The organism is Spirochaeta dissipatitropha (assembly GCF_054657935.1).
This window is the reverse complement of record NZ_BAAHXT010000003.1, coordinates 19123-44944: the sequence shown is the minus strand read 5'-3', so window position 1 is coordinate 44944 and position 25822 is coordinate 19123. Positions and strand designations below refer to the sequence as shown.

The following is a 25822-nucleotide window of genomic DNA, read 5'->3' as shown; positions in this document are numbered from 1 at the left end:
GTTTTATCTGCGGCGCTTCGAGCTTGATCTGGCCGTTCCGCCTGTAAAGAGCAGGAACATGCCTACAAGTAAAGCTGCCGCACCGGCTGCAATACTTCCGTACGCAAGCAGCTCGGTATCTGTGAAACGGGAAAGATCAAGGAAATCACCTGGCAACGGCTGCTGCCGGAATGTCTGCCGCAGCCTGTAAGCCAGGCTGTTGCTCATCTGTATATACGTATGAACCCCGAAACTTACTGCCGCAGTTCCGCCTGTAAGCAGAACTGCGGCAATGATATTCCGGGTTCGTTTTATCATGCGTCAATGCCTATGGCTTTTTTCGGAAATATTTTTTTGGCACCTACCTTGTTTCTGTTCTCACCAAAAACATAGCCGGCGTTCCAGTATTCAAGTGCTGCAAAAAGAGCGTTTCCGCCATCGTTATCATCGGACTGAGCGGTCCTGTAGGATACGTAATCCGCGAGCTTGACATAATCCTGAGACAGGAAAGCCTCAAGACGCTTGCGGTTGAAATCGTTCCATTTTTCGATGTCCTTGAATCCTGAACCTTCATCCTCGACAATAAGCCGTGCTTCATGTTCCGAGAAGTAGTACCAGACTTTAACCTTTTTCTCGGGATTGTTTTTGTTGCCATGCTTCACCGCGTTCTTTATGATTTCACTTATCTGCTGTTCAAGAAGGTTCAGCTCCTTGATTGAAGGTGGAGCTTTCTGCACGATCAGCAATGTAAAGTATCTTATCTGACGGAAATCACTTGGAAATTCCTTATAAAACATGTTCTTGGTATCGAACAGAGGTGATTTTTCGTCTACCTTGATCTCTTTGAAATCTGCTGCATTATCATTCATTTATCTCTCCTGGTGTATGCGTCTGAAACGCGGTTTACTGCATAGCTCCGAGAGCTTCTTCGACACTTGGAGCGATCGGGAAAAAGCCCATAAGCTTGGTTAGTTCAAGTACTTTCTTGGTAGTACCATGAACATTTGCGAGATAGAATTTCAGGTTCTTTTGTTTTACTGTAGAAAAAATATTTATCAGTGTACCAACGCCGCTGGAATCGATGTAGCTTACATTTTCCAGGTTGATGATGAAACACTCTATGTTTTTCGCCAGCATTTTCATGAACAGCTCTTTTAGCTGGTTGGTGTTGTAAAGGTCCATGTCACCGCTTACGTCGATGATGTAGATTTCACCTTGTTTCCGAATCTTCAGTTCCATGCCGTTCTCCTAATCATTTATACATGTCGTAAGGCAATGCTGCGCCTCAGGATCATGTAATAGTATATCAAATATTATGTAAGTAACAAGGCCGTTTTGCATATGAAGCATAACCTGTTATTGCATTCCAGCCATCTTTTTGGCACTCTGGGAGTATGATAGCATGTCTTCGGATTTTGCGCGAGTTCTTTTGTGCTTGCCAGATGGAGATTTGACTAAAGGAGAAATATTGATGGCTTCTTTTGTAAAGGAAGGAACCGGTTTAAATGATGGTTCCGGGAAAAAACTCCCGAAAGGTTACGCTGTTTTACGGCCTGTAGCTGATTATGCACCGTGGGATAATGACAGTGAGTTCCTGAAACTGTATGAGCAGATCAAGGAAAACACACTGGTTGATATCTATCGCTGTTATACACTCTGGCAGCTTGCCCGGCAGCTTCGCAGCCTGGAAGGTGATGTGCTGGAAGTTGGCGTATGGCGGGGCGGCACAGGTGCACTCCTGCAGCAGGCTTTCTCCGGCGCTGTCGGGGCTGAGGTATTTCTTGCAGATACCTTCAGGGGTGTCGTCAAAGCAGGTCCGAAGGATGACTACTACAAGGGCGGTGAACATGCAAATACCAGCCGTGAAACCGTAGAAGCCTTACTGAATCCACTTTCAGGAGCAGAATGGAGTATTCTCGAAGGAGTGTTTCCCGAGGATACCGGAGATCAGGTATCAGAACGACGTTTTCGCATGTGTCATATTGATGTGGATGTATATCAGTCGGCTCTTGATGTTCTGCGCTGGGTCTGGCCCAGGCTGGAGCCGGGAGGCGTTGTTGTTTTTGATGATTATGGATTCTACGGCTGTGAAGGTGTGACCGCACTCGGCAACGAATTGCTTGCCGAAGCGATTGAAGGAGCCGTTGACTACGTTTTTATGTATAATTTATCAGGACAGGGGGTAATGCTGAAAAAATCAAGTAAAATCTGATTTTTTTTTGATTCTACATCATTGACGGCTTTACAGGTGATTATAAAAACTGATATACAGCACGCCGAAGCTTTACTTCTGTTGCTGAGCATCTTTGTAATATCCGGTACATACGCGGATATAAATCTGAATTAAAAAGTTGAGATGCAGAATGATACCGAACAGATTACTCGTTTTATGTGCTTTTATGATTACGCTGGGCTGCAGTACCTCGTTTTATACAGTGGACAAGGAGCTGCACGGAAATCGCAAGCTCAGGCAGACAACTGCCCATATCGATACCTCCTCGACGGCAGTTGAGGAGGACGATTCAAAAGACAAACCGGTCGCTACCTACCCCTGGGTTGATACTATACTGGCTGGAGAGAATCCCGGACTGGAACTCTACAGAAATCCTCTGACTCATGCTGGAGTACGGGACTTTTTTGTCGAGATAGCTGGAAGTGAAGAGGTTGCACTCCCTATTCTTTATCATGCCGATAGAATGGATGTGCCGCTGTTTCTTGCTTTTTCCCTGGTGGCAATTGAAAGCCGATTCCGGATTGATGCAGTGAACCAGAACCCGACCTCGATAGACAGGGGACTTTTTCAGCTGAATAACCGGTCGTTTCCGAATCTGAGCCTTGCAGATTTCTTTCATCCCGATACCAATGCCTATCATGGGGTAAGCTATATGCGTTATACCCTGGATGCTATGGGCGATGTCGAGCGGGGACTGGCGATGTATAATGCCGGCAGAACCAGAGTTGTAAGGAATGAAATACCTGCGAGTACTATTGTGTATGTTCAGCGGGTTCTTTCCTTCCGTAATCAGTTGATCGACGATTTTCGGCAGTATATCCTGGAAACTTTCCCGCCAACCGTGTAATAGTATCTGCATGACTCATATGCAGGATGAATCGGTATGTTTATGTGGCGGAGTTCCCATTGGCGGCGGCAGGATAATTCCTGTTGCAAGAGTTGCCGGAACCATTGGGGCAGCTGTATTGCTCGGATTACGGGACGCAGGGGCGGTACTTGCCTGGATACGTTCAGGAGAGCCGGGCAGGATAGATAGTCTACCGGATCCGGAATCTCTGCTGGATATACGCAGCAAGAGCGCTCTGGGTATGGTTATCCCCGTAGGTAAACCCGAAGACATAGAAACCTATGCCTCAGCTGCAGCCGGCTTCCATGTTCCTTTCTGGCACATGCAGAATGAGTATCTGCTGTCTGCCCTCAGCCACAGTACCCTGCCGGTTTTTCTCAGCCGGCACCCCGGCTGTGACCTCGAGGAATGGATCGAATCTGCCAAAACCCTCGGCTCTGCAGGAAACAGGAATATAGTACTGGTAGAAGACGGGGAGCGGGGGATAGATATCTCTTCAATAGCTTCTCTCTGTCATAACAGCCCATTTCCCCTGCTTGTGTCGCCGGGACAGTATGATATCAAGGATGAGCGGCCGGGCCATATTGCTCTGGGGGCAATTGCTGCTGGCGCTCATGGGATAATTCTCGATATTCCTGACAGCAATCCGCAGGAGCTGTCGGATAGAATCGAACAGTTTCAGCGAATAGTGCTTGATCTCGGGGTTCTGGAAATTCCGCTTGAGAGAGAGCTGCTGAGACCACCGTCAAGACATATATTTCCCAGCACAGATACCTACTCTGCTAATCAGAAGCAGGGTTCACGGGATGCTGTCACCGCCCCGGTGACAGCAAGCACATATCCTTCAGTTGGTTTTCAAGGTGAGCGTGGTGCTTATTCCGAGGCTGCGATGCGGCGCTATTATGGCGATGAGGCGGTTCCGGTACCATTCCAGTCTTTCCACGAGGTTTTTGTGGCAGTACTGGAAGACAGGGTCAGATATGGAATGATTCCTCTGGAAAACTCGCTGGCAGGGTCGGTGCATGAAAACTATGATCATTTCATGCAGTTCCCTGACATCAAGATAATCGGAGAAGTTCAGATCCGTATCGAGCATGCCCTGATCGCAGCTCCCGGAACCCGGCTTGAACAGATCCAGAAGGTTTTTTCACATCCGCAGGGTCTGGCTCAGTGTTCACGTTTTTTACAGCAGTATCCTGCCTGGGAACGAGTTCCATTCTATGATACCGCTGGTTCTGTTCAGTATATCGCACAGAGCGGAACCGGGGGCCTTGCAGCAATCGCCGGGGCCGGAGCTGCTGAAGTCTACGGAATGGAAGTCCTCAGGAGCGGGGTGGAAAACAATCCTCTGAACTTTACCAGATTTGCCGTTATTGCGAGGCTTGAGGAGAGTGATCCCCTGGATTCCGGTAAGGCATCACTCGTTTTCAGCACCCCCGATACCCCGGGTGCACTCTTGCGTTGCATGAACGTGCTCGCCAGCTGCCGACTGAATCTGAAAAAACTGGAATCACGGCCGATTTTCGGCAGGCCATGGCAGTACCGGTTTTATGCTGATGTTGAAATGTCGGGTGATGCGGGCAGTCTGGATGTAGCGTTGAAAGCCTTGCGGGAGGAAGCAGAGGATGTGCGATTGATTGGCTGTTATTCAGTTCACGGAAGTGATAGTGCAGAGCATCAGCTGTAGCTGATACCGAGTTTTTTGAGTTGTTCCTGCTCTTCTCGCTTGGATACATAGTCGTGTTTCTTCTGGTTTGCACTTACCAGCACGTTTTTCAGAGCTGTCAGGTCATTCTTGATTCCCTGAACCTGTTTTCTCTCATCTCTGGGCATTTCGGTCTTGAAATAGGTATCGAGTCCTGAGAGTCGGCGGTAGATCGTGTGCAACTCTTCCAGATTCTTGAAGAGAAACTGGAAGAGTTGGTCCTCATTCGCGTTTGCAAGTTTGGCAGCAGTGCTGCCGCTTTTACTGAGAATTCCGTTGTAGAGCCGGGCTTTTTTGGTAACAGTTTCCGAGAACTGCATGTAGCTGACCCTCTCGGTTCTTCTGGTCGATGTCGCAGGATCCATATATTCGATTTCGTAGACACGCTCCATATTCGCTTTCAATACCTTACGGGCAAACCAGCGCTTGAATCTTTCTGTGAGTGATATCTGCCGGTTTTCAAGCATATAGTGGTTTTCGTTCAATCTGCTGATACAGACTTCCAGACTGCGGCTGGACTGGGACATTGCCCTGATGGCATCCTGAAGCATATCGGTAAAGGATGGCCCGATATTTTTCTTGACCTGCTGTTCTTTCTCTGGACGCAGCTGTGAAAGAAGTTCCTGCTGAAGGCGGGAGCTGTCAGGGCCGTAGTCCTCATTCAGGACCTCACTGATCAGCTCTGCGTAGAATGGCTTGTCTCCCATTACTGACATGAATTTTCGTTTGACTGGTGTCATATGGCTGTTGGCAGGTTCTTCAGCCTGCTTCAGATCAAGCTGATCAGTTATCTGCTGGCGGATAGCGAGTTTATAGCGCTCACGGTGCCATAGGGTGACATTTTTCAATCTGTTCCGGATCGATTTTCCATGCTTGATCAACTGATCAACACTGTCCTTGATAATACCGGTAGAAAGACTGTCGCCTCCCGCTTTTATCTTGCTGAGATAGATGGCCAGTGATTGTGTATTGATGTTCGGGTTGGTGTCTGTAAGCTCGTTCCAGCGGATATACTGGGTCATTTTCGCAAGCAGCTTGATGCGTTCGAGACTTAACATTTCCAGGCTGAACTGAAAGTAATTGTTGATGAAGTCCAGCTGGGCATCGAGGTTGCTGAGACGGATTGACATTCTGTCATCCCGCTCGGATTCCAGAAAATTATTCTCATCCGGGATCTCGAGTTCAGCAACCTTCGCTTCAAAGCGGTATGGATCGTCCTGTATAAGGCCCTTTTTTTTAAGAGTCTTGTAGATTGCCTCAAAAGCCAGATAGAACATGCGGAATTCTTCCCTCATTTTAGGGAATTCGTGGGCTTCCAGATGTTCCTGGTACTCCATGAGGGCATCATCCAGCTGCTGAGTGAAATCAATGCTATCATCCATCTCATTATATTATCCCCTATTAAAGCTCCGGTTGCAATACCTGTGTATATAGATGTGTATATAGAGACAGGAGAAGCATGGTAATGAAAAAACTGGCAGTGTTAGGGATATGTATTATGTATTCTGCCTGTAGTATCGTGCCGGATGACAGAATTCTGATTGTCCTTCCTGCGACGATTGCCGGTCCACACCGCAGTGAGGATGACATCGTCTGGAAGGTGCGCTGGAATGACGGGCAGGCAAGCCTGCAGGGTGCGCGACAAATTGCATTACCGGCCAGTGATGTCTATACGGCGCAGGCGTATGATCAATGGGGTATTGCTCTCGGGCCGGCAGCAGGTGCGGTTCGCCGCTGGTCTGAAAATGTAGACATTGTCATTCTGTGCCATGAACTCGGGTTTATCTCTGAAACAGCAATGTTGATGCAGGAGGCCGGGGCGAAACTCAGCCGTTACAATCTAGAACGATTGCAGCTGATGGCGATGCAGTCTTCAGATGGACGGCCTTTTTTGCTGGACAGCCGGAAGGCAGCCGGCATGCTTCTGTCCGGGAATGTGAAAGCTGCTGATATCCGGTCGGAACAGTATGACCTGCCAGCGGCACTCAGTGATTGGCGACTGCATTATCCGCCGGATACAAAAATGCCCCGGCGTCTGAAGCCGGGGCTGTACATGATCTGGCATCCATTTGAAGGAAACGGCTGGCTGGAAGTACAGAGGGGACAAGTGTCCTGGTCTGTGTTTCCAGCCGTCGGTGCCGACTGATCAGTGGAGAATGATCAGAAATTGCTGATCAACGGAGCTTTTTGCAAAATTGTATTTTCCTCAACGGACTACAAAATTAACGAGTTTATCCGGTACGACGATCACCTTTACAATGCTCTTGCCTTCAAGGTATACGGCTACTTTCCCGCTGGCACGAGCATGCTCTTCGAGTGTGCTCCTGTCTGTACCTGCGGCCAGGACAGCCTTGTCGCGAACCTTACCGTTAACCTGGAATACAATCTCAAGTTCATTGTCTTTGCAGAGTTCTTCATCCCATTCCGGGAAGGGCTGATACGCCAGACTTTTACTGTGGCCGAGCTCTTCCCAGAGTTCTTCTGCGAGGTGCGGGGCATATGGCGCCAGAACCAGTACGAAGGGTTCCCAGAGCGCACGATAGTGAACACTGTCCTTGCTGATTTCATTGATGAAGATCATCATCTGGGAAATTGCAGTATTGAAATCCAGGTTTCTGGTGTCCTCTGAAACCTTTCGTATCGTTTTATGCAGCACCCTCAGGAGTTCTTCCGGTGCCTGTTTGGTACTGAGCTCTCGACGGCTCAGCTTCCAGACCTTCTCGAGGAAACGATAGACTCCGCTCAGTCCCTGGGTGTTCCATGGCTTTGATTGACGCAGCGGTCCCATAAACATTTCATACATGCGCATGGCATCGGCACCGAAATCCTTGACTATATCATCCGGGTTTATGACGTTGCCGAGTGACTTTGACATCTTGATGCCGCCCTCGCCCAGGATCATTCCCTGATTTACCAGACGGGTAAAGGGTTCTTCAGTATTCACAACGCCGATGTCAAAGAGAACCTTGTGCCAGAATCGTGCATAAAGCAGATGCAGTACGGCATGTTCAGCCCCGCCGACATATAGATCAACCGGCATCCAGTAGGCGATCTTATCAGGATCCGCCAGTCGTTCACTGTTTTTCGGGTCGATGTAGCGCAGGTAATACCAGCAGGAACCGGCCCACTGTGGCATGGTGTTGGTTTCTCTCCGGCCAGGTTTGCCGCATCCCGCGGGACAGCTTGTATTGACCCAGTCGCCTACATTAGCAAGTGGCGATTCACCGGTACCGGTAGGTTTGTAGCTCTCTACTTCCGGAAGCATGAGCGGCAGCTGATCCTCAGGAATGGGGTGAATGTTACCGTCCTCACAATGGACAAGGGGTATCGGTTCCCCCCAGTAACGCTGTCGGCTGAAAATCCAGTCGCGGAGCTTGTAGTTGACGGCCTTGCTTCCCAGCCCCTTCTCTTCAAGCCATGAAGTAATCTGCTGTTTAAACTCTGCTGTTGGCAAGCCGTTGAACTGACCTGAGTTTACTGCAATACCTTCCTCAGTGAAGGCTTCTGTCAGAGCGTTTTCGCTGGAGAAATCGCTTCCTTCAGGCGCAACGACCTGAATAACAGGAAGCTCGAAGGTCTTGGCAAATTCGAAGTCCCGAGTGTCATGCGCTGGTACGGCCATGATCGCCCCGGTTCCGTAACTCAGAAGGATGTAGTCAGAGATCCAGATTGGCACCTCGGCTCCGTTGACTGGATTGACTGCATAAGCACCGGTAAAGACGCCGGTTTTATCCTTGGCGAGATCGGTCCTCTCCAGGTCACTCTTGGTTCTGGTTTTATTAACATATTCCTGTACGGAGGCGCGCTGTTTTTCACTGGTGATTTTTTCCACAAGCGGATGCTCTGGAGCAAGAACCATATAAGTCGCACCGAAGAGGGTGTCGGGCCGGGTCGTGAAAACCTCAATTTCCTGATCAACGCCATCGGTTGCCTTTGCGAGTCTGAATTTAACGTTTGCTCCCTCACTGCGTCCAATCCAGTTTCGCTGCATGGCCTTGATTGATTCCGGCCAGTCCAGATCTTCCAGTCCCTCAAGCAGCCGGTCGGCATATTCGGTGATTTTAAGCATCCACTGACGCAGTGGGCGCCGCTCAACCGGGTGGTTTCCCCGCTCTGAGCGCGGTCCATCCGGCCCGGCGATTACTTCCTCGTTAGCGAGAACGGTTCCAAGCTCCTCACAGTACCACATCGGTATTTCTGCAACATAAGCCAGGCCCTTTTCATAGAGCTTGAGGAAAATCCACTGTGTCCAGCGATAGTAGTCGGGTTTGTGGGTAGAGACTTCACGATCCCAGTCGTAGCTGAAACCCAGGCTTCGAATCTGTTCCCGGAATCGGTCTATGTTTATTTCGGTGCTCGTGCGCGGATGTGTACCGTTCTGAATTGCGTAGGTTTCCGCTGCCAGACCGAAGGAATCAAATCCCATTGGGTGAAGAACGTTGTAGCCCTGCATCCGCAGGAAACGGCAGTAGATGTCGGTGGCTGTATAGCCTTCAGGGTGACCTACATGCAGGCCTGCAGCCGACGGGTATGGGAACATATCAAGCACATAGCAGCGCTTTTCCGGTGGAAAGGCAGGATCTTCTACTGCTTTAAAGGTTTTATTCTCAAGCCAGTATTTCTGCCATTTTGGTTCGATCTTGTCAAAAGGGTATGCACTCATGGGCGAATAGTACCCGAGACCCAGCGTATGGTCAATTCTCATGCATAGTCTGTGAAGCAGGTGAGGTAGCAGATTAAGATTCAGGAATCAATCATGGTCTGAGCTTTTTGCAAAATTACATTTTGCATGAGAATTCGCTACTAATGCGAGGAGGAAATTGCACGTAATTTTGCAATTTCCTCGGTCTGTAAATAAAAAAATCCCCCGGGGAAAGGAGGTAACTGTACCCGGGGGAAATGGAGAAAGATACGGTGCAGCGGACATGCAGCTGTATCAAGACTGCATGTGAATATATTAGTAAATAGGTAGGGTATTGGCAAGAGGTTTCAGGAAAAAAATTACTTTTTTTCCTTGTTTCTGGAGGCCGGCCGGAATCTGAGGCTGATTATGTGTTTTCTTGCCATCCGTTCGATAATGAATCTGCCCTTGTCCATCTCGATTATCTGATGGGCTGTAGGAATGCTTCCGATCTGATCAGTCAGCATTCCTCCGATTGTCTTGGCTTCATTATTTTCCTGAAATCCTGTCTGGAAAAACTCGTTGAATTGATATAGAGGTGTATCCGCAAAAACCCGGTACTCATCATTATGCAACTGTATAATTTTTTCACCGAGTATCATTTCATTTTCATCATAGATCTCTCCAAGCATTTCTTCGATAACATCCTCCATTGTGACGATGCCAGCCAGTCCGCCGTATTCATCCAGAACCACGAGCATATTCAGGCTTTCGGTTTTCAGGGTATGAAAGATTTCTTCGATTTTCCGATTCTCGGAGACAAAAACGGGTTCGAGCATTATTGATTTCACCGGGCTTGATTCAAGTCCGCGTTTATATGCGGCACTGATATCTCTGAAAAGAGCGATCCCGGTTATGATTTCCGGATCCTTGTCGTATACGGGAAAACGGGAAAAGCCGCTGTTAAGGCAGATTTCGAACGCGTCTTCAATACTCGTCTGCTTTTCCAGGCTCACAACCTGGGTGCGATGGGTAAGAATAGCGGAAACCGGTATGTCCTTAAGCTTGAAGAGGCTCTTGACCATTCGACCCTTGAAGCTTTCCACAACTCCAATCATTTCCCCATGTCGTACCATGCTGAGAATTGTTTCCAGACTCATGTCCCTGTTGTTGGTTCCTCTGGTCAGGTTTGTAATCAAGCGACTCACGCCGCTGACAAAGAAAATAATCGGACGGAGAACGACAGTCATTGTGCGTATAAGTCTTGCTGTATGGAGGGCCCATGACTCGTTGTGCATGATTGCGAGTTGTTTTGGTGTGACCTCTCCGAATATGAGCACGAAAAGAGTCAATAGTCCTGTAGTGATGCTGAGTGCACCTCTGCCGAACATGCGTGAAGTAATATCGGCGGCAAGTGTAGATGCTCCGATGTTCGCAAGGTTGTTGCCGATGAGCACGGCTGTCAGAAGTATGTCCGGGTGGTCGGTCAGATGAGCCACGGTTTTGCCGCGACGGGGATGTTTCAGTTTTATATCCTGTATCTGTGAGGCCGACAGCGAGGTATAGGCAGTTTCAGTGCCCGAGAAAAAGGCTGAAAGTAATAATAGGGCCGCCAGGGCGGAAAAGGAGTACAGCATGTTCAGTTAGTATCGTATCCAAAAGCCGGCGGGAAAACAACAATAATCCGGTTCTTTCGATAAAAAAAACCGGATTGTTGCATGCATGGATGATTACTCGACGTTGAGAATCTCCTTGAAAGCCTTTTTGAAGGAGTCTTTCGGGAGCGCTCCGGCAGCCATCTGGGGCTGTGACTCGAGCGGTATGAAGAGGATTGATGGAATACTCTGGATTCCAAATGCAGCTGACAACTCCTGCTGTTCATCTGTATTTACCTTGTAGATATCGATCTTTCCTTCAAATTCTCCGGCGAGTTCCTCAAGAATGGGGGCAACCATCTTGCAGGGACCGCACCAGTCCGCATAAAAATCTATTACAGCTGGGCGTTCGCCCTTGAAGTTCCATTCCTGACCTTCTGTGAAATCAAATACTTTTTCCTTGAATGCATCGGTAGTTAATACTTCAACCATTATTTACCTTCCTTATATAATAAAATTGTTATATATGTAACTTACTGAATAATCCCCCGAAAGTAAAGAGGGCCATGGCTAATCCTGTGTGAATTCGTTGGTTCTGCGGAGCATTTCCCGATAGCAGGCCTCATGATCTTCCAGGATTTCTCCTAGATATGCCAGGTTGTTCAGAATTGATTCCAGATACAGATTGCTGGAAACTCCCCGGGATTTTTCGAAGTATGAGGAGAAATAGTCTCCGATATTTTCCATCTTGTCCTGGATTCTTGGTCGAACCACATAGTCCCAAAAGCCCTGGGTTCCACGGAGCAGATCCAGCGGGGATTGATAGCCGGGAATATGGGCTTCCACGAACTCATCATAGAGAAGAAGCAGTTTTTCCAGGTATGCCCTGTCGGCCATCTGGGCGTAGAGGTCGGACGCTCCTACAGCGAAACTGGCCATTCTTTCCTGGGAATCGGAGAACTTAAGTGAGGAAGGATCTACGGAAAGAATGGTGCAGGCGATTGTCTTGTTAATCAGTCTCAGGTCAATAAATGAGAAATTTCGGCTTTCACTCGAAAAATAGGCCTGTACAAACTCCATACTGCGCTGTTCATGACCAGCCGTATATTTTGCTCCGGTTCCTGTGGTGTCATCATCTGTCTGGATAAGCCCTACGTCATGAAACAGAGCCCCACAGAGTGAATTCAGGGCATGTTTCATGCTTAGTGTATGTCCACTGAAGTTCATTCCGCAGATGAGTCTGGTTACCGCCAGATATACCGACATGGTGTGGGGCAGATCGTGGTAATGTGCTGTGCTTGCCCTGTAGCCGGGGTAGGCACCATTGAAGAGGTCCAGGATATCGTTTTCTATCAGCGACATTTCCTTTGTCGGAAAATCCGGATACACGGATTGCATGCACAAATGAACCTGTTTCAGGGTATCTTCGGGCTTGAGAACAAAAAAACTGTCATATACCGGTTCAAATTCAATCATACTGACCTCCGCCTGCAATCAGAAAACGAGCTGCGTTGTCTGATGCCCTTTGTAATAATACCTGAATAAATTGATGTTGTGGGATTTCCTGCTGAATAAAGCTGCTGATTCTTCTTATTTCCTCCGGACCAAGTCGTGGTGGTGGGTAGGGATAATTCTGGCTGCTGAAGTCTACAATCTGGATATCGAGTATTTCAGACCCTGGATCAACGGAATCCATACGGATCAGATCATAGCCGACATTTATGGATATGTTGAGAACAATAAAATCTGGTGATGTTGGATCAGCAGCCCACCCGATATCCTCACAGAGGCGGGATAGTCTGTAGAAGCTGAGTTCTCTGGCTGTAAGTTCTTCACGTAACGGTCGAACAGCCTCCTCCGCACGCATGCGGATATGATCGAGGGAGTATCCGGGTGGAATGTAATCGTGAGGGAATACAGTTTTCAGATTCAGCTGTCCTGTTACAAGCATGCCAATCGGATTATCCTCCACCAATTGTGGTGATGATGCACCTCTGCGCTCTCTGTGTATGGGGCTGAGTTTGCTGAACAGGTCATCCGCCCCGGGGACTGTGTGATACAGGAGGGCAGTTCCGGCAAAAATACATGCTGCTGTCAGAATCAGATAAAATATTCGATACAGATATTTAATCATAGGCAGGCCTGTATGAGGCAAAAGAGATATTGGTGTCGGCAACTCCTGCCGTCATGCTCTGTATGAGTAGTCCTGCGTGTGCCTCTGCCTGCTGCAGTATTCCGTTTCTGAGGGCATCTTCCCGGATTGCAGTTCTGCTTTTCATGATCTGATCATAACAGGCAATCAGGGTAATCGGGACACCGTAGCCGCTGCTGAAATACTGGCGGATAGATTCCTCTCTGGCGTCGACACTGAAGATTTCTGCATCCGGCAGGCGTACGGAGATATTCGTCCTTCCACGGTGATCCCTTTGTGTATGCAGTTCAAATCCGTGATCGAGATTTATACCTGCACGTACCTGAATATCTATTGCAAATAGTATCTGGCGATTCCTCATGGGTATGCCGAAAACTTTGTCGGTTTCGCCGATGTAGATAATGTCCCGGTATATATGCTCTGCGGTGTGAAGCTGCAATACATCTTTAATGCGGCGCTCCAGCAGGGCATTGCTCGCTGGGTCTGTTTGCACTTTCCGGACAAGCAGCAGTGAAATCAGCATTACGGCAAGAAGACCAATGAGATATAGTGGAAACTGGTACTTTTTTTTTCTCCCCACTGGCTTATTCTAAGGTTATTGTCGGCTGTGTGCAAATTTATACCAGGAATTATTCCAGGAAAAAAATGATACTTGTCTCTGACCGAGTCTATTGGTATATTATGCCCACTTCCAAAACAATCTAGTAAGGACAGAACCATGGCAACACACGAGTTTCAAACAGAGGTTTCGCACCTCCTCAATCTAATTATTCACTCACTGTATTCGCACAAGGAGATTTTCCTCCGCGAGCTGGTTTCCAATTCGTCGGATGCTCTGGACAAGCTGAAGTATCTTACGCTTACCGACGATGCGCTGAAGGAGCTTCCCTTCGAACCGCGCATTGATATCCGTTATCGTGATCCAGCCGAGACCGGAAATGAGAGCGAGCCCCCGACCCTGACCATATCCGATACCGGTATCGGAATGAATGATAAGGATCTTGTTGAAAATCTGGGGACAATCGCCCGGTCCGGAACCAAGGAGTTCCTTGGCAAGCTCAGCGGAGATAATAAGAAAGATGCTAATCTGATTGGTCAGTTCGGGGTTGGATTCTATTCAGCCTTTATGGTTGCTGACAAGGTCGAGGTTATTACCCGCAAAGCAGGAGAAGACAAGGCCTGGAAATGGGTGTCTGACGGAAAAGGCGCATTTGATATTTCTGAAGCCGATCGCGATACACAGGGAACCACTGTTACACTTTTCCTGAATGATGAGGGCAAGGAATACGCCTCCCGCTGGCAGATCGAACAGGTTGTCAAGAAGTACAGCAACCACATTGCATTTCCTATATACCTTACCTATCTCAAGAAAGAATATGATGACAAGGGTGAAGAGAAAAAAGCGGTACCGGCAACCGAACAGGTAAACTCTGCGGCAGCACTCTGGAAGCGTCCGAAAACCGAGCTGAAGGACGAAGATTATAACGAGTTCTACAAGACAATCGGGCATGACAGCGAGAATCCTCTTCTGCACCTGCATACCAAGGCTGAGGGGACCCTCGAGTTTACCACCCTGTTCTTTGTTCCGAAAAAAGCGCCTTTTGATATGTATCAGGTCGATTACCGGCCGGGTGTCAAGCTCTATGTGAAACGGGTATTTATTACCGATGATGAAAAGGAACTGCTGCCGAGTTATCTGCGGTTTGTCCGCGGTATAATCGATAGTGAAGACCTTCCCTTGAATGTCAGCCGGGAAATCCTGCAGCAGAACCGGGTTATGAGCAATATCCGTAATTCATCGGTCAAGAAAGTGCTCGGCGAATTCGAACGCCTGGCCAAGGAAGATGCAGACACATATATCGAGTTTATCGAGCAGTACAACCGCCCCCTGAAGGAAGGTCTGTATCAGGATTTTACCAATCGTGAAACCCTGATGGATCTGGTGCGATTCAAATCCAGCAAAGTCGAAGGTTGGACCAGTCTCGCGGAGTACAAGGAACGGATGACTGAGGATCAGAAAGCGATCTACTATATTACCGGCTCCAATGAACAGGTGCTCAGAAGTTCTCCGCTGCTCGAAGCCTACAAGAAGAAGGATATAGAAGTCCTGATTATGGCTGATGACATAGATGAAATTGTTGTGCCGTCAATCGGACGTTACAAGGACGTGGAACTGAAGCCGGTCAACCGCGCAGATGCCGGAGATGACCTGAAGGATGATTCCGACAAGGAAAAAGCAGAGTCCTCCAAGGATGTGGTCGAGAAGATCAAGAAAGCCCTCGGCGACAAGGTCAAGGATGTCCGGGTTTCGATTCGTTTGAGTGACTCTCCCAGCTGTATAGTCGTCGATGATGCTGATCCTACCATGCAGATGCAGCAGATGATGAAGGCCATGGGCCAGGCAGATCTGCCGGAGATCAAGCCTATACTCGAGATCAATCCAGATCATCCGATAGTCCTGAAGCTTCAGGAGCTTGAGGATTCTGCCCTGGTTGAAGATTCTGCAGTACTCCTGCTTGATCAGGCCCTGTTGGTTGAGGGTGCTCCTGTCAAGGATCCGGTAGAGTTTGTGCAGCGCCTGAACAGGGTAATGCAGCAGGCCCTGCAGGCCTGACCTGCAATAGCGTTCTCGATTACGTGTGATTAAAACCGGGCAGCCTGAAGCTTCCCGGTTTTTTTTTGAGCATTCGCATTGTACTTTTCGGGGTATTGCAGCATGCTTGTGTACATGCATTTGCTCGCTCATGCGCTCCTCGCTGACATCAGTCTGACGCCTGGAAGCAGTTCCGGAGATGCAGCCTTGTATATAACCGGATCGGTAATGGCTGATTTTTTCTCCGGTCAGAATCTGCAGGATTACCCCCTGGCTGTTCGTCGGGCAATCCTACAGCATCGTGAAATAGATGATTTTACCGACAGACACCCGGTCTTTCAACGCAGTCGAGGTCTGATTGCCAGCGCTGGTGCTCCACATTTAACCTCAGGCATTCTTGCTGATATTTTCTGGGGGCATATACTCGCGGCCCGCTGGGCTGAACTAGCAGAGCCATTGTGTGGATTACCACTGACAGGGTTCAGTTCCCGGGTATATAAATGCTTTGAAGCTACAGAGGACTGGCATAGTCCTGGATTCGCTCGGGCTGTTCAGTGGATAAGCCGGAATAAATTCCTGGAAAGAATTGCTGTCCGGGATGGAATCGAGCAGAGTCTGCATGGCCTGTCCCGCCGCCTGCGGGGCGCTGAAAAGCTGCCGGAAAGTATGAAAATCCTCGATAGAAATATTGACCGGTTTGGGGCTGACCTGTCTGAATTCTGGCCGGAAGCAGTTGAACTTGCGTCCCGCTGCTGCCTTTTTGATCTGGCTATAGAATCATGACGATCTGCTGATCCTGTAGTACAATTATAAAATGAAAATACAAGGACTTCGAGCCGTTGTTACAGGCGGTGCAATGGGAATCGGCAGGGCAACGGTCAAACGTCTGCTTGAGAGCGGATGTTCGGTTGCGGTGTGGGACTATTCCCGCGAGGCGATTGCCGAGGCAGGCAGGGTGCTGGGTGAACACCCTCAACTACTGCTTCAGCATTGTGACATACGCAGCCGCGCGGAGGTAGATAGTTCCCTGCGCATCGCAGAAGAGCATTTCGGCGGTATAGACATTCTGGTAAATAATGCCGGAACTGTAGTCTCCGGTCAGCTTCAGGATAGTGATCCTGATCAGCAGCAGCGTGTTATCGATATTAATTTTTCGGCACTGGTGTATCTGACGAGGGCTGTTTTGCCGGCTATGTACGAGCGTAATTTTGGCATAGTTGTAAATATTTCCTCTGCAGCCGGTACCCTTGGCGTCGCCGGACAGTCCGTCTACGCTGCCACTAAATGGGCGGTCTGGGGTCTGACCGAATCATTGCGACATGAGGCTTATAACAGTGCTGCGGATATTCACTTTGCGAGTGTACATCCCGGTTATATTGCCGAGGGACTTTTTGCCGGTGCCCGGATCAAGGGATTAGGAGGACTGATTGTTCCTCTTGTAAGGGATCATGATGTAATTGCCAGGGCTATAGTTGAGCAGGCAATCCGGCGTCGAAAAACTGTAGTGTGCCGACCGCGCTCTGTGCGTCTTGCGGTATTCCTTCGCGGAATACTCCCTGACAGGGTCTTTTTCCGGCTCGTTCGCTTACTGAACATCCACAGCAGCATGGAGCATTACAAAGGTTACAGCTGATTGATTATGAATGACGCTCTGCTCCGGCTCTGTGTGCATCAGCGATCTCCTGACGCATGTGTTCCGGCTGCAGCAGTTCTATATCGTTCGGCTGGCTGAGTACCCATTGCCGGACCTGGAAGGGTCCGATGCTGCGGAACTGCATTTCCATACCCCCATCGGATAATTCCGTGATTCGGTAGGACTTCGGCCAGACCCGCTCACGCACAAAGAAAGCATACTGCGGGCTGATGCGCAGGTGAATGTCGGTCGGCTCACCTACGACCAGTGCAAATGGATCGTCAGGGAGTTCGCCTCCCTCATAGGGCTGAAAAACGACTCCGGTTTCTTCGAGCTGCTGGATTCTCTCTACCGCCAGGGTACGGAAGTCACCGTATTTCGGGAACAACACACGCACATAACTGCCACCGTTGCTTTCAAAGAGGGTGATCGGGTGGATAGGGTAGCTTCTTGCTTCCGAGGCATGAGCCCGTTGATAGCTGCACATGAGCTCACGGCCGTTGCGGATCGCTGAAATCAGAATACTTCCCATTTCGTTGGTGGTTTCGGAGCGCTGCTTACGGGAACTCGGGAACAGTGAAAGAGGCAGCCTCTTGCTGTGTGTCTGCCCATCAGCATTTGTGCGGCCTGGTTCGCTGTCTGTCGAGTCAGATTCGAACAGGATTGCCCCGGCATCTGCAGCCCACATGGCGATCTTTCGCTGCAGACTTGCGGTGAGTGCTTCCATACCGGGCATGGCATGCGATGATGTAAACAGGTACTGTAGCAGGATGCGTTCCTCAACCGTCAGGCGTGCATCCGGTTTGGGCATGCTCCAGCGGATGCTGTGCTCATCACTGATCAGCTTGTAGCGAACCTTGTGGGCAATGTTTTCATTGGCGTTATAATATGGATACCCGAGCCTTTCCAGGGTGTTCAGCAATCGGTAGACACTGCGGCGGGAGATCCCGAGCTCTTCCTCCAGTTCACTGATTTCGGCACCTTCCGGACGCGCCATCAGCTTTGCAGCACTGATAATCTGAATAAGATTCTGATACATTACTATTCAAGTATAGACCTGAGAGACTGCAAGTCAAATCAGGGGATATCCTTAAGCTCTGGTTTCCGGACGGGACCGGGCAGAAAAAAGGGAGACGCGGAACCATCCGGTACATTGTGAATGGTCAGCGTGTCTTGGGTTAACAGGTGACTGGTAAGATGTGCATTATAGGTCACACCTGGGTCACTCTTGTTTTAAGTGGCATGTGAAAGGGCCACTTCCGCGTTTCGCTGCGGAGGGCGGGCTATCCTGCCTCACGACAGATTTGCGCTTGTTCCCCTGTCTCCCGAAATAATTAATAATTCAAGTTCCCTGAAATTATTGCAGGCTATTTTTCGTCAGCAAAGACAACCTGCGCCTCGTGATTTACCTGATGCAGTCGGTCATTCAGTTCACGCAGCAGTTGCTGGTTCTGTACAAGCTCCTGCCAGCAGTCCGGAAAGACGTGCAGCGGTCTGTACTCGATATCCCTTTCTTCCTTGTGTACAATCTTCTTGTAGGCGGCGGATACGCAGATAGCCGAGAGCTCGTCAGTTCTGCTGAGCAGACTCTTTCGGTGCTCAAGGGCTTCAGCAAGACAGATTTCCTCGCCCTGCCAGTGCAGCGTATGTGTAAAATTGCAGCCCTGTATTGCCTGATTCAACTTGACTCTCTTTGTCTCCAGCTTCTGCAGCAGCTTTTGCTGTTCCCTGCTGTCGAATGCGTCATCAAAGTCCTGCATTTCTGTAGAACCTCGCCCGATCCCTTCAAGCCGGGAAGATGTTCTGTTATTCCCTTTGGATAGTATCCGTTTCAACACATGAATCTGTGTGTCCCACATGGTCCGCAGTTCAAGCGCCTGATACAGTATGAGATTCTTTCCCGATTTTGCCATATAAGCCTCCTTCTGAAATAAATCACCTGAAAACACACCTGGACTACCGAGCTTACTGGCCTATATGAAGCGAAGCCTAACATATAACTGTGTCATATTCGGTCACAGTTAATGAAAAAATGTTTGTGTATCAATGTAGAATGAATTAAAATCTACAGTGTGAAGTATAAGATGAGCGTACCAATTATTGTTCTGCTTCTTTACAGTCTGATTGCCTTACCAGCTGCAGGAGCCGAGAAAACCCGAGACATCCTTATTCTGAACAGCTATCACCCCTTGATGCAGTGGGCGGATGAAATTCAGCAAGCCATTGCTATGGAGTTTGCGTGTGAAGCAGCCGCCGAGACCTTGTATGTGGAATACCTGGATACCAAGCGTTGGGATCGTGAGCTGTTGTTTCCGGCACAGGCTGATTTCCTGATGTGGAAATACAGGGGCCGGTTACCAGAGCTGATTGTCGCCACGGATGATAATGCATTGGACTTTCTTGTTCACTATCGTGATCAGGTTTTTCCCGACATTCCGGTTATATATACCGGCATAAACCGCAGTCTGGAGGAAGTGCAGAAGATCAGCAGGGGGTGGGCAAGTGGAATAATCGAGCAGGTTGATTTTGCGGGAACCATTGAACTTGCACAGAATCTGCTTCCCGACTTGAGGAAGCTCATACTAATAGCGGATGCAACAGTAACTGCGAATCTTAATCTTCAGCTCCTGGAAGCGCTTTCTCCAGCACAGACTATAGAAATCGAAGTGCTGAGAGATCTGCCTCCGGCAGAGCTGCGGTTCCGGCTGCAGCAGCTGCCAGAGAATAGCGCCGTCCTGTATGTATCCTATATCCGCTTGAGCTCGGGGGAACTTTACAGCTATACAGGTGGACTTGAACTCGTTGCCGGGGCGACTGAGGCCCCGGTATTTGTAGTATGGGATTTTCTTCTGGGACAGGGTCATGCGATTGGTGGGAAGGTATTGCGGGGACAGGATCAGGGTAGGGCAGCTGCTCTGGCAGCAAGACACTATTTTTATACCGGAAACCTTGCTGACCCAGATCCAGCCATGTACCCGCAGTCACGGCTGATGCTTGATTATAATGCTGTTCAGGAGCAGGGCCTGCTTTCTGTAGCCGGAAAGCTTGATCCGCTCTGGCTGAATCGTCCACAAGCAATATGGACAATGTACCGCCTGCAACTTTCGATACTTACCGTGGCTTTTCTCAGCTTGCTGGTTCTCCTCGTGGTGGTTTCTGAAGGCCGGCGCCGTCTCCGCAAACAGCACAGACTTCTGATCAGGAGTGAGCAGGAACTGGAAATCAGCCTGGCTACCAAGGAGCTTCTGATCCAGGAGATTCATCATCGAGTAAAAAATAATATGCAGCTTATTGCGAGTATGTTGAGTCTTGAAAGCAGTCAGTATTCCAACAAGGGTTTTGATACCGTTGCTGCAAAAACCCGCAGACGCATTCATGCCATGGCTGCGGTGCATGAACGTTTATATACAGAGGATAATGTAGCCTTGGTGGAGCTGGATAGCTACGTTCGTGATCTATCCAATGAATTGTCCATGCTCTGGCTGGATCGGGTCCATATTTCAGTTCAAACTGATTGTGGCCAGCTTGCGCTGGACATCGATACGGCCCTGCCGCTTGGTCTGTTGCTGAACGAGCTAGTCGAGAATGCCTGTGAACATGCATTTGCTGAATCTGTCTCTGCATCGCCGGAAATCCTGATCAGTTTATTGCTTGAACAGGATATCCTCATAGTGTCTGTATCCGACAATGGCAGTGGAATGACCCAGGCAGAGTTCGACAGCTGCATTAGCGAACAGCAATCGCTGGGGTTGGTTCTCGTTGATACGCTGACCCATCAACTCGAGGCTGATTTATCCGTTGATGCGGCTGAAGGCGGCGGAACCATATTTACATTGAGAATTCCGGTCTCTGCTTGATTTGGAGGATAGTATGGCATCAGTATTGATAATTGGAGCAGGGGTCACCGGGTCATATATCGCTGCCCGTTTGCATGAACACGGAATCAGTACGGACCTTCTGGCGCGTGGTCAGAGGGCAGAATTGTTAAAAAATGATGGGCTCCGACTACGAAACGGGATTACCGGTGAGCAGCGCATTGTGCATATTCCTGTTGTTCTGGAGGAGGAGTGCCTTGCATCGGACAAGCAATATGATCTGATACTTGTATCCGTACAGGAGCAACAGCGGGTACAGGCTGCTGGTATTGCAGCCCGGCTGCCAGGGTCTCCGCCTGTATGGTTTCCTGGAAATACCAGCCGGGGTTTTTCAGAATTACTTGATGTCCTCGGGCCAGAGCGTGTTCTCGGCGGATTTCCTGGAATAGGTGGTACCTGGGAGGATGGTGAACTGGTGTATGCAGACCGTAAGTCTCCTGACAGCAAGCCCTTTCACTGGCTTGTCGTCGGTGAAGTTGATTCCCGTGGAAGAGTAGCCTGTCGCAGAGCAATTACAATTGGCCGGAAAGGTGGATTCAGGGTAAAGCGGCAGGTTCCAATTGAGTCGTGGCAGCTATGTCATGCTGTTCTTGTGGTTCCTCTCGCAGCTTTTTTCTATGAGCATGACTGTAATATGAATGCAGTCGCAGCAGATTCAGCTGGCCTTCGCCGTGTTGTAGGAGCAATTACACAAGGCCTGAAAGGGCTGTCAAATCTTGGAATTGCCATGCGGCCGCGGAGCATGTATCTGATGAGAATTGCACCGACAGCAGTCACTGCACGGAAACTGGCGGGATTACTCTCAGGAGATTTTGCACGTATTGCAATGGCAGCCCATGCACGTACTGCCAGGAGTGAGATGTCAACACTTGCCGCGGGATTGCTTGATGTGCTTGGAGATCAGGCAAGTCCGGATCTGAAAAAACTGCTTCAGCCGCTGGCGAAACTGAGTAACACGGCAGCCCCGGTAGCTCAAGACAGTCGGAACACCGAAATCAGAAAAGCTGATCTGGAAAATCCTCTGCATGTGCAGGCAATACTTCATATACTGAATGAATATGCCATGGATCTTCAGGGCGAACCCCTTCCTGATTCTGTACTGCAGGAGATTGTTCCGGGATTGAAATCTACCCCGACCAGCATGGTATTTCTTGCTGTGAACGGCAGGGAAATTATCGGCCTGGCTATCTGCTTTCTGGGATTTGCGACCTTTCAGGCCCGGCCGATTATAAATGTTCATGATCTTGCGGTGTTAGCCCCCTGGCGTGGGCGTGGCATAGGCCGGAGCCTGCTGCATGCTGTGGAGCAGGAGGCTGCACGATTGAACTGCAGTAAGGTCACGCTCGAGGTTCTCGGACGCAATCCTGGTGCCCGCCATCTTTATGAACGGCTTGGCTACAAAGGTTCTGATCCGGATTCTGCTGAAGGGCTGACATTCTTCCTGAGTAAGAAACTTGACGGGTAGTCAGGGAACTCAGTTCTGATATGTTCGCTCGGTGTAGGCTCTAGGTGGCTCCGGTGCTTTTTCACGGGGGTTGTAGAGCATTACGAGTAAACCTGTGATGAAGCCGCCGACTATGCTCAGTACTAATAGGAGTATAATCGGCACTTCACCTGAAAACCAGAGAAAGCGCGCCTGGACGGAGCTTGTGTTCTGAATCACCATGATTAACATGGGTAAACACAGGCTGACAATCAGCCCTATAATAACTTTTTTCATTATTGTACTCCTCTAGAGCGGCTTTTCTACCATGATCCTATCCTGAAGCGTGAGGCTGAACCAAGAATTCCAAAGGCATTCAAAAGGAACAACACAACAATAATGACCACGACCACATTCAGAATCTTCTTGATATTGGCCTGCATCGGTACGTAACTATTTATTAACCATAGACCTACCCCAATAACCACCAACAGTAAAATCAGTTCAAATAACGGCATATTTCTACCTCCTGTGTATAATATGCTCTTAAGTTACGTTTTTCCCGTTTTTTTGGTCTGTTCGGTAGCGTACACAAGGCCAATTATTGAAGATCATTGCAGTATTTACCCGAATAAACTAGAATTAAACCAAGCATGAATATAGCCTTTTTCGTCAACAGTATTGAATTTCCCTACTACTCGGATATCCTCAGTGGAATCAGGGCTGTTATTCAGCAAGCAGGGGCAAACCTTGATTTATATGTGGGGGGTACTCTCACATACTCTGACCGGATGAGCTCCGGGGAGAATAGTATCTATTCTCTGGCAAATCCCGGAAATACCGATGGTCTGATTTTTCTTGGAGACTTATCCCGAGAGATTTCCATGGAAGAATTCAGGAATTTCTGCAATAGGTTCTCTCCAATTCCCAGTACTGCAATAGCCTTTCCTCTGGACCAGGGCTCATATGTCGAGGTCGATTACAAGTCGGGGATCAAGGAGCTGCTTGATCACCTGATTGTCCATCATGGGTACCGCAGGATAGCATGCATAACCGGACCGTCCGACAACTATGAGGCAGATCTGCGGCTTCAGGCATATCGCGAGGTTCTGAATGAACATGGAATAGCCTACGATCCCCTGCTTGTGGTTCCGGGAGATTTCAACTATCTGTCCGGCAGGCAGGCAATCGAGATCCTTCTCGATGAACCAAAAGTCGAGTTCGATGCGGTGTTTGCTCTGAGTGATGGAATGGCAGCGGCTGCCTGTGAAATGCTGAATCTCAGGGGGTATTCGGTTCCAAAAGATGTTGCCCTGGTTTCATTCAATGATTCTACTGATCTGCTGTACCACAGCCCCTCAATGACTACAATCGATCAGAATCTGGAGCTTCAAGGGCGCATGGCGGCCCGAAGAGTTCTGGATCTTATTGAAGGAAAGCAGTTGAACAACCGAGAAGTAATACCTACATCATTGGTAATACGGGAATCATGCGGATGTCATTTTGAAATAACCGGGATGCAGTCTATTTTCCCCAAAAAGAAAGTCAGAATATCTCTTCTTGATTTTGCAGGATCCCTGAAAGAGAAATTATCAGCTGACAGTTCTCACTACCGGGATATTCCTGCTGAACATCGTTCTGAAGTCAATGATCTTGTTGATGCTTTTTTTCTTGATGCTCAATCAGATCTTGTTGAACACAGGTTTGTCAGGAAATTCCGTACGGCAATAGTCGCATCGAGTGCCGGCGAGGTACAGATGGAGTTCTGGCAGAAGTTTGTAATGCTCATCCACAAGGAATTTCACTCCCATGTAATCTACAATGAAGCAGTTTTTACTCGTTTTGATGAACTGGTTCACCGTGCAATCAGACTGATTTCCCGAAATATGCTCAAGCGTTATACAGCCAGGGAGCATGAGTTCAAAACTGTCCTGCTGCAGATCAAATATTTCTCACAGTTCATTAATTCGTCTACAAATTTGGCTATGTTAAACAGTCATATCCTCCGGCATTTGCCGGATTTCGGCATTACTCGCTGTGCGGTTGCTCTGTATGCCTCGGGTATTCACAATCTGGATATGGATGCAAATTTACCGGACCAGGTTAAGATAATTCTGGCGTACGATGAAAGAGGGGAAATTTCTCTGAGTCCGGAGCAATCGCTCGTCAATACAATGGAATTTACACCATCCAGAATCTTTGATAAACAAACAGCAGGAACGCAGGTTCTGTTCTCCCTGTTTTTCCGCAAGGAGCATTACGGATTCATTGTGCTGGAGTATGGTTCCCGCGTTATGCCAGGTGTATACAGCACTGTTCCGGGGTTAATCAGCGGTGCGTTGAATATTGTATTTACCTTGAATAATCTTCACACTGCACGGCAGCAGATAATGCAGACTTCACAAATGGCAGCCCTGGGAGAACTGACCTCCGGAATTTCACATGAGCTTAGAAATCCCCTGAATGCAATCACCAATTTTGCAATGCTTGACAGGGAAAGTCTTGAGGAACTTGAAGACATTCTTACCTCTATGAACTCGTCAAATGACCCAGGTAAATCGGAGCGTGTGACCAAAATCCTTCGGGCGCTGCAGTCCAGTTCAAATAGCATCTACAACCAGAGCAGTCATGCCATAGCTATTATTTCGGGAATTCTGAAGCAAGCCAGAGGAGAGAAAGGCATAATCGAACAATGTGATATAAATGCCATGCTGGAGGAGGAGCTGCATCTGGCAGATCATAGTTACCGAAGTAAATATCCAGACTTTTCCTTCTCAATTTTCAGTCAGTTGTTTGCTAATCTCCCCCTATATCGCGGAAACTCTTCTCAGCTTAACAGGGCCTTCATGAATTTTATAAGCAACGCCCTGGATGCGATGCGGTATAAGGCAGAAACCGATCCATCCTATTCTGCAGAGCTCAAGATCCAGACAGAGTATCAAAATCACCAGACAATTATTACAATTGAAGACAATGGCGTTGGAATTTCTACAGAAAATCGAAGTAAGATCTTTACTCCGTTTTTCTCTACCAAGCCAAGCGACCAGGGTACAGGACTGGGACTAAGGATGAGTCAGGAAATAATCGTAGAGGGACACAACGGAGAGATCCTGTGTGAATCCGAGCCGGGATCCTTCACCCGTTTTACCATCATTCTGTAATTTAC

24 protein-coding genes are annotated in these 25822 nt (G+C 48.7%); 10 read left to right on the top strand and 14 right to left on the bottom strand.

The window, feature by feature from the left end:
• Positions 1-3: 3 nt before the first annotated feature.
• The 3 genes from ACYQ2L_RS03840 to ACYQ2L_RS03830 are packed head-to-tail and all read right to left on the bottom strand — an operon-like array spanning position 4 to position 1218.
• Complete coding sequence (locus tag ACYQ2L_RS03840; RefSeq protein ID WP_460051246.1) at positions 4-297, bottom strand: hypothetical protein; 294 nt, start codon at positions 295-297, stop codon at positions 4-6.
• Positions 294-848, bottom strand: a complete 555-nt coding sequence (locus ACYQ2L_RS03835) for an ATP-binding protein (protein WP_460051244.1) — start codon at positions 846-848, stop codon at positions 294-296. The genes ACYQ2L_RS03840 and ACYQ2L_RS03835 overlap by 4 nt, the downstream gene beginning before the upstream one ends.
• 34 nt (positions 849-882) lie before the next feature.
• On the bottom strand, positions 883-1218 hold the full coding sequence (locus ACYQ2L_RS03830; protein ID WP_460051242.1) for an anti-sigma factor antagonist: 336 nt from the start codon (positions 1216-1218) through the stop codon (positions 883-885).
• 232 nt (positions 1219-1450) lie between these two features.
• Between ACYQ2L_RS03830 and ACYQ2L_RS03825 the strand changes: the two genes are divergently transcribed.
• The 3 genes from ACYQ2L_RS03825 to ACYQ2L_RS03815 all read left to right on the top strand — a co-directional run bounded on the left by ACYQ2L_RS03825 (position 1451) and on the right by ACYQ2L_RS03815 (position 4746).
• Positions 1451-2191: a TylF/MycF/NovP-related O-methyltransferase gene (locus ACYQ2L_RS03825; RefSeq protein ID WP_460051240.1), complete on the top strand. Its 741-nt coding sequence runs from the start codon at positions 1451-1453 to the stop codon at positions 2189-2191.
• Positions 2192-2342: 151 nt separating this feature from the next.
• Positions 2343-3059, top strand: coding sequence for a transglycosylase SLT domain-containing protein (locus tag ACYQ2L_RS03820; RefSeq protein ID WP_460051238.1), 717 nt, complete (start codon positions 2343-2345; stop codon positions 3057-3059).
• Between the two features lie 10 nt (positions 3060-3069).
• Positions 3070-4746, top strand: a complete 1677-nt coding sequence (locus ACYQ2L_RS03815; RefSeq protein ID WP_460051236.1) for a prephenate dehydratase domain-containing protein — start codon at positions 3070-3072, stop codon at positions 4744-4746.
• On the opposite strand, the gene ACYQ2L_RS03810 is transcribed toward ACYQ2L_RS03815, so the two are convergent.
• The gene (locus ACYQ2L_RS03810) at positions 4737-6146 is read right to left on the bottom strand and encodes a TP0584 family protein (RefSeq protein WP_460051234.1); all 1410 of its coding nucleotides are present in this window, start codon (positions 6144-6146) and stop codon (positions 4737-4739) included. The two genes, ACYQ2L_RS03815 and ACYQ2L_RS03810, sit on opposite strands and share 10 nt — an antisense overlap.
• Before the next feature lie 83 nt (positions 6147-6229).
• On the opposite strand from ACYQ2L_RS03810, the gene ACYQ2L_RS03805 reads away from it, so the two are divergent.
• The gene (locus ACYQ2L_RS03805) at positions 6230-6910 is read left to right on the top strand and encodes a hypothetical protein (protein WP_460051232.1); all 681 of its coding nucleotides are present in this window, start codon (positions 6230-6232) and stop codon (positions 6908-6910) included.
• Positions 6911-6970: 60 nt separating this feature from the next.
• On the opposite strand, the gene leuS is transcribed toward ACYQ2L_RS03805, so the two are convergent.
• From leuS to ACYQ2L_RS03775, 6 genes are all read right to left on the bottom strand, one after another.
• Positions 6971-9427: a leucine--tRNA ligase gene (gene leuS, locus ACYQ2L_RS03800; protein WP_460051230.1), complete on the bottom strand. Its 2457-nt coding sequence runs from the start codon at positions 9425-9427 to the stop codon at positions 6971-6973.
• A gap of 338 nt (positions 9428-9765) precedes the next feature.
• On the bottom strand, positions 9766-11022 hold the full coding sequence (locus tag ACYQ2L_RS03795) for a hemolysin family protein (protein WP_460051228.1): 1257 nt from the start codon (positions 11020-11022) through the stop codon (positions 9766-9768).
• Between the two features lie 93 nt (positions 11023-11115).
• On the bottom strand, positions 11116-11472 hold the full coding sequence (trxA, locus tag ACYQ2L_RS03790; protein ID WP_460051226.1) for a thioredoxin: 357 nt from the start codon (positions 11470-11472) through the stop codon (positions 11116-11118).
• A 78-nt stretch (positions 11473-11550) separates the two neighbouring features.
• Positions 11551-12456, bottom strand: coding sequence for a hypothetical protein (locus ACYQ2L_RS03785; protein ID WP_460051224.1), 906 nt, complete (start codon positions 12454-12456; stop codon positions 11551-11553).
• Positions 12449-13114 (bottom strand): hypothetical protein, encoded by a 666-nt coding sequence (locus ACYQ2L_RS03780; RefSeq protein ID WP_460051222.1) that lies wholly within the window; start codon positions 13112-13114, stop codon positions 12449-12451. Before ACYQ2L_RS03780 ends, ACYQ2L_RS03785 begins: the two co-directional genes overlap by 8 nt.
• The gene (locus tag ACYQ2L_RS03775; protein WP_460051220.1) at positions 13107-13712 is read right to left on the bottom strand and encodes a DUF4230 domain-containing protein; all 606 of its coding nucleotides are present in this window, start codon (positions 13710-13712) and stop codon (positions 13107-13109) included. Before ACYQ2L_RS03775 ends, ACYQ2L_RS03780 begins: the two co-directional genes overlap by 8 nt.
• A gap of 138 nt (positions 13713-13850) precedes the next feature.
• Between ACYQ2L_RS03775 and htpG the strand changes: the two genes are divergently transcribed.
• The 3 genes from htpG to ACYQ2L_RS03760 all read left to right on the top strand — a co-directional run bounded on the left by htpG (position 13851) and on the right by ACYQ2L_RS03760 (position 17358).
• On the top strand, positions 13851-15746 hold the full coding sequence (htpG, locus tag ACYQ2L_RS03770) for a molecular chaperone HtpG (protein ID WP_460051218.1): 1896 nt from the start codon (positions 13851-13853) through the stop codon (positions 15744-15746).
• Between the two features lie 114 nt (positions 15747-15860).
• Positions 15861-16508 (top strand): ACP phosphodiesterase, encoded by a 648-nt coding sequence (locus ACYQ2L_RS03765; protein ID WP_460051216.1) that lies wholly within the window; start codon positions 15861-15863, stop codon positions 16506-16508.
• 31 nt (positions 16509-16539) lie between these two features.
• Positions 16540-17358: an SDR family NAD(P)-dependent oxidoreductase gene (locus tag ACYQ2L_RS03760; RefSeq protein WP_460051214.1), complete on the top strand. Its 819-nt coding sequence runs from the start codon at positions 16540-16542 to the stop codon at positions 17356-17358.
• 4 nt (positions 17359-17362) lie between these two features.
• Here the strand turns inward: ACYQ2L_RS03760 and ACYQ2L_RS03755 are convergent, their stop codons facing one another.
• Both ACYQ2L_RS03755 and ACYQ2L_RS03750 read right to left on the bottom strand, forming a co-directional pair.
• Positions 17363-18397 carry a helix-turn-helix transcriptional regulator gene (locus tag ACYQ2L_RS03755; protein WP_460051212.1) on the bottom strand — a complete coding sequence of 345 codons (1035 nt, stop codon included), beginning with the start codon at positions 18395-18397 and terminating at the stop codon, positions 17363-17365.
• A 328-nt stretch (positions 18398-18725) separates the two neighbouring features.
• Entirely contained in the window at positions 18726-19271 is a 546-nt protein-coding gene (locus ACYQ2L_RS03750) for a hypothetical protein (RefSeq protein ID WP_460051210.1), read from the bottom strand.
• A gap of 159 nt (positions 19272-19430) precedes the next feature.
• Between ACYQ2L_RS03750 and ACYQ2L_RS03745 the strand changes: the two genes are divergently transcribed.
• Positions 19431-21215, top strand: a complete 1785-nt coding sequence (locus ACYQ2L_RS03745; RefSeq protein WP_460051208.1) for a sensor histidine kinase — start codon at positions 19431-19433, stop codon at positions 21213-21215.
• 13 nt (positions 21216-21228) lie between these two features.
• Positions 21229-22698, top strand: a complete 1470-nt coding sequence (locus ACYQ2L_RS03740) for a GNAT family N-acetyltransferase (RefSeq protein ID WP_460051206.1) — start codon at positions 21229-21231, stop codon at positions 22696-22698.
• 9 nt (positions 22699-22707) lie between these two features.
• Here the strand turns inward: ACYQ2L_RS03740 and ACYQ2L_RS03735 are convergent, their stop codons facing one another.
• Positions 22708-22953, bottom strand: coding sequence for a lipopolysaccharide assembly protein LapA domain-containing protein (locus ACYQ2L_RS03735; protein WP_460051204.1), 246 nt, complete (start codon positions 22951-22953; stop codon positions 22708-22710).
• 26 nt (positions 22954-22979) lie between these two features.
• Positions 22980-23174, bottom strand: a complete 195-nt coding sequence (locus tag ACYQ2L_RS03730; RefSeq protein WP_460051202.1) for a Thivi_2564 family membrane protein — start codon at positions 23172-23174, stop codon at positions 22980-22982.
• Between the two features lie 135 nt (positions 23175-23309).
• Here ACYQ2L_RS03730 and ACYQ2L_RS03725 point away from each other — a divergent pair, with 135 nt between their 5' ends.
• Positions 23310-25817 carry a substrate-binding domain-containing protein gene (locus ACYQ2L_RS03725; protein WP_460051200.1) on the top strand — a complete coding sequence of 836 codons (2508 nt, stop codon included), beginning with the start codon at positions 23310-23312 and terminating at the stop codon, positions 25815-25817.
• The last annotated feature ends 5 nt before the right edge of the window (positions 25818-25822 follow it).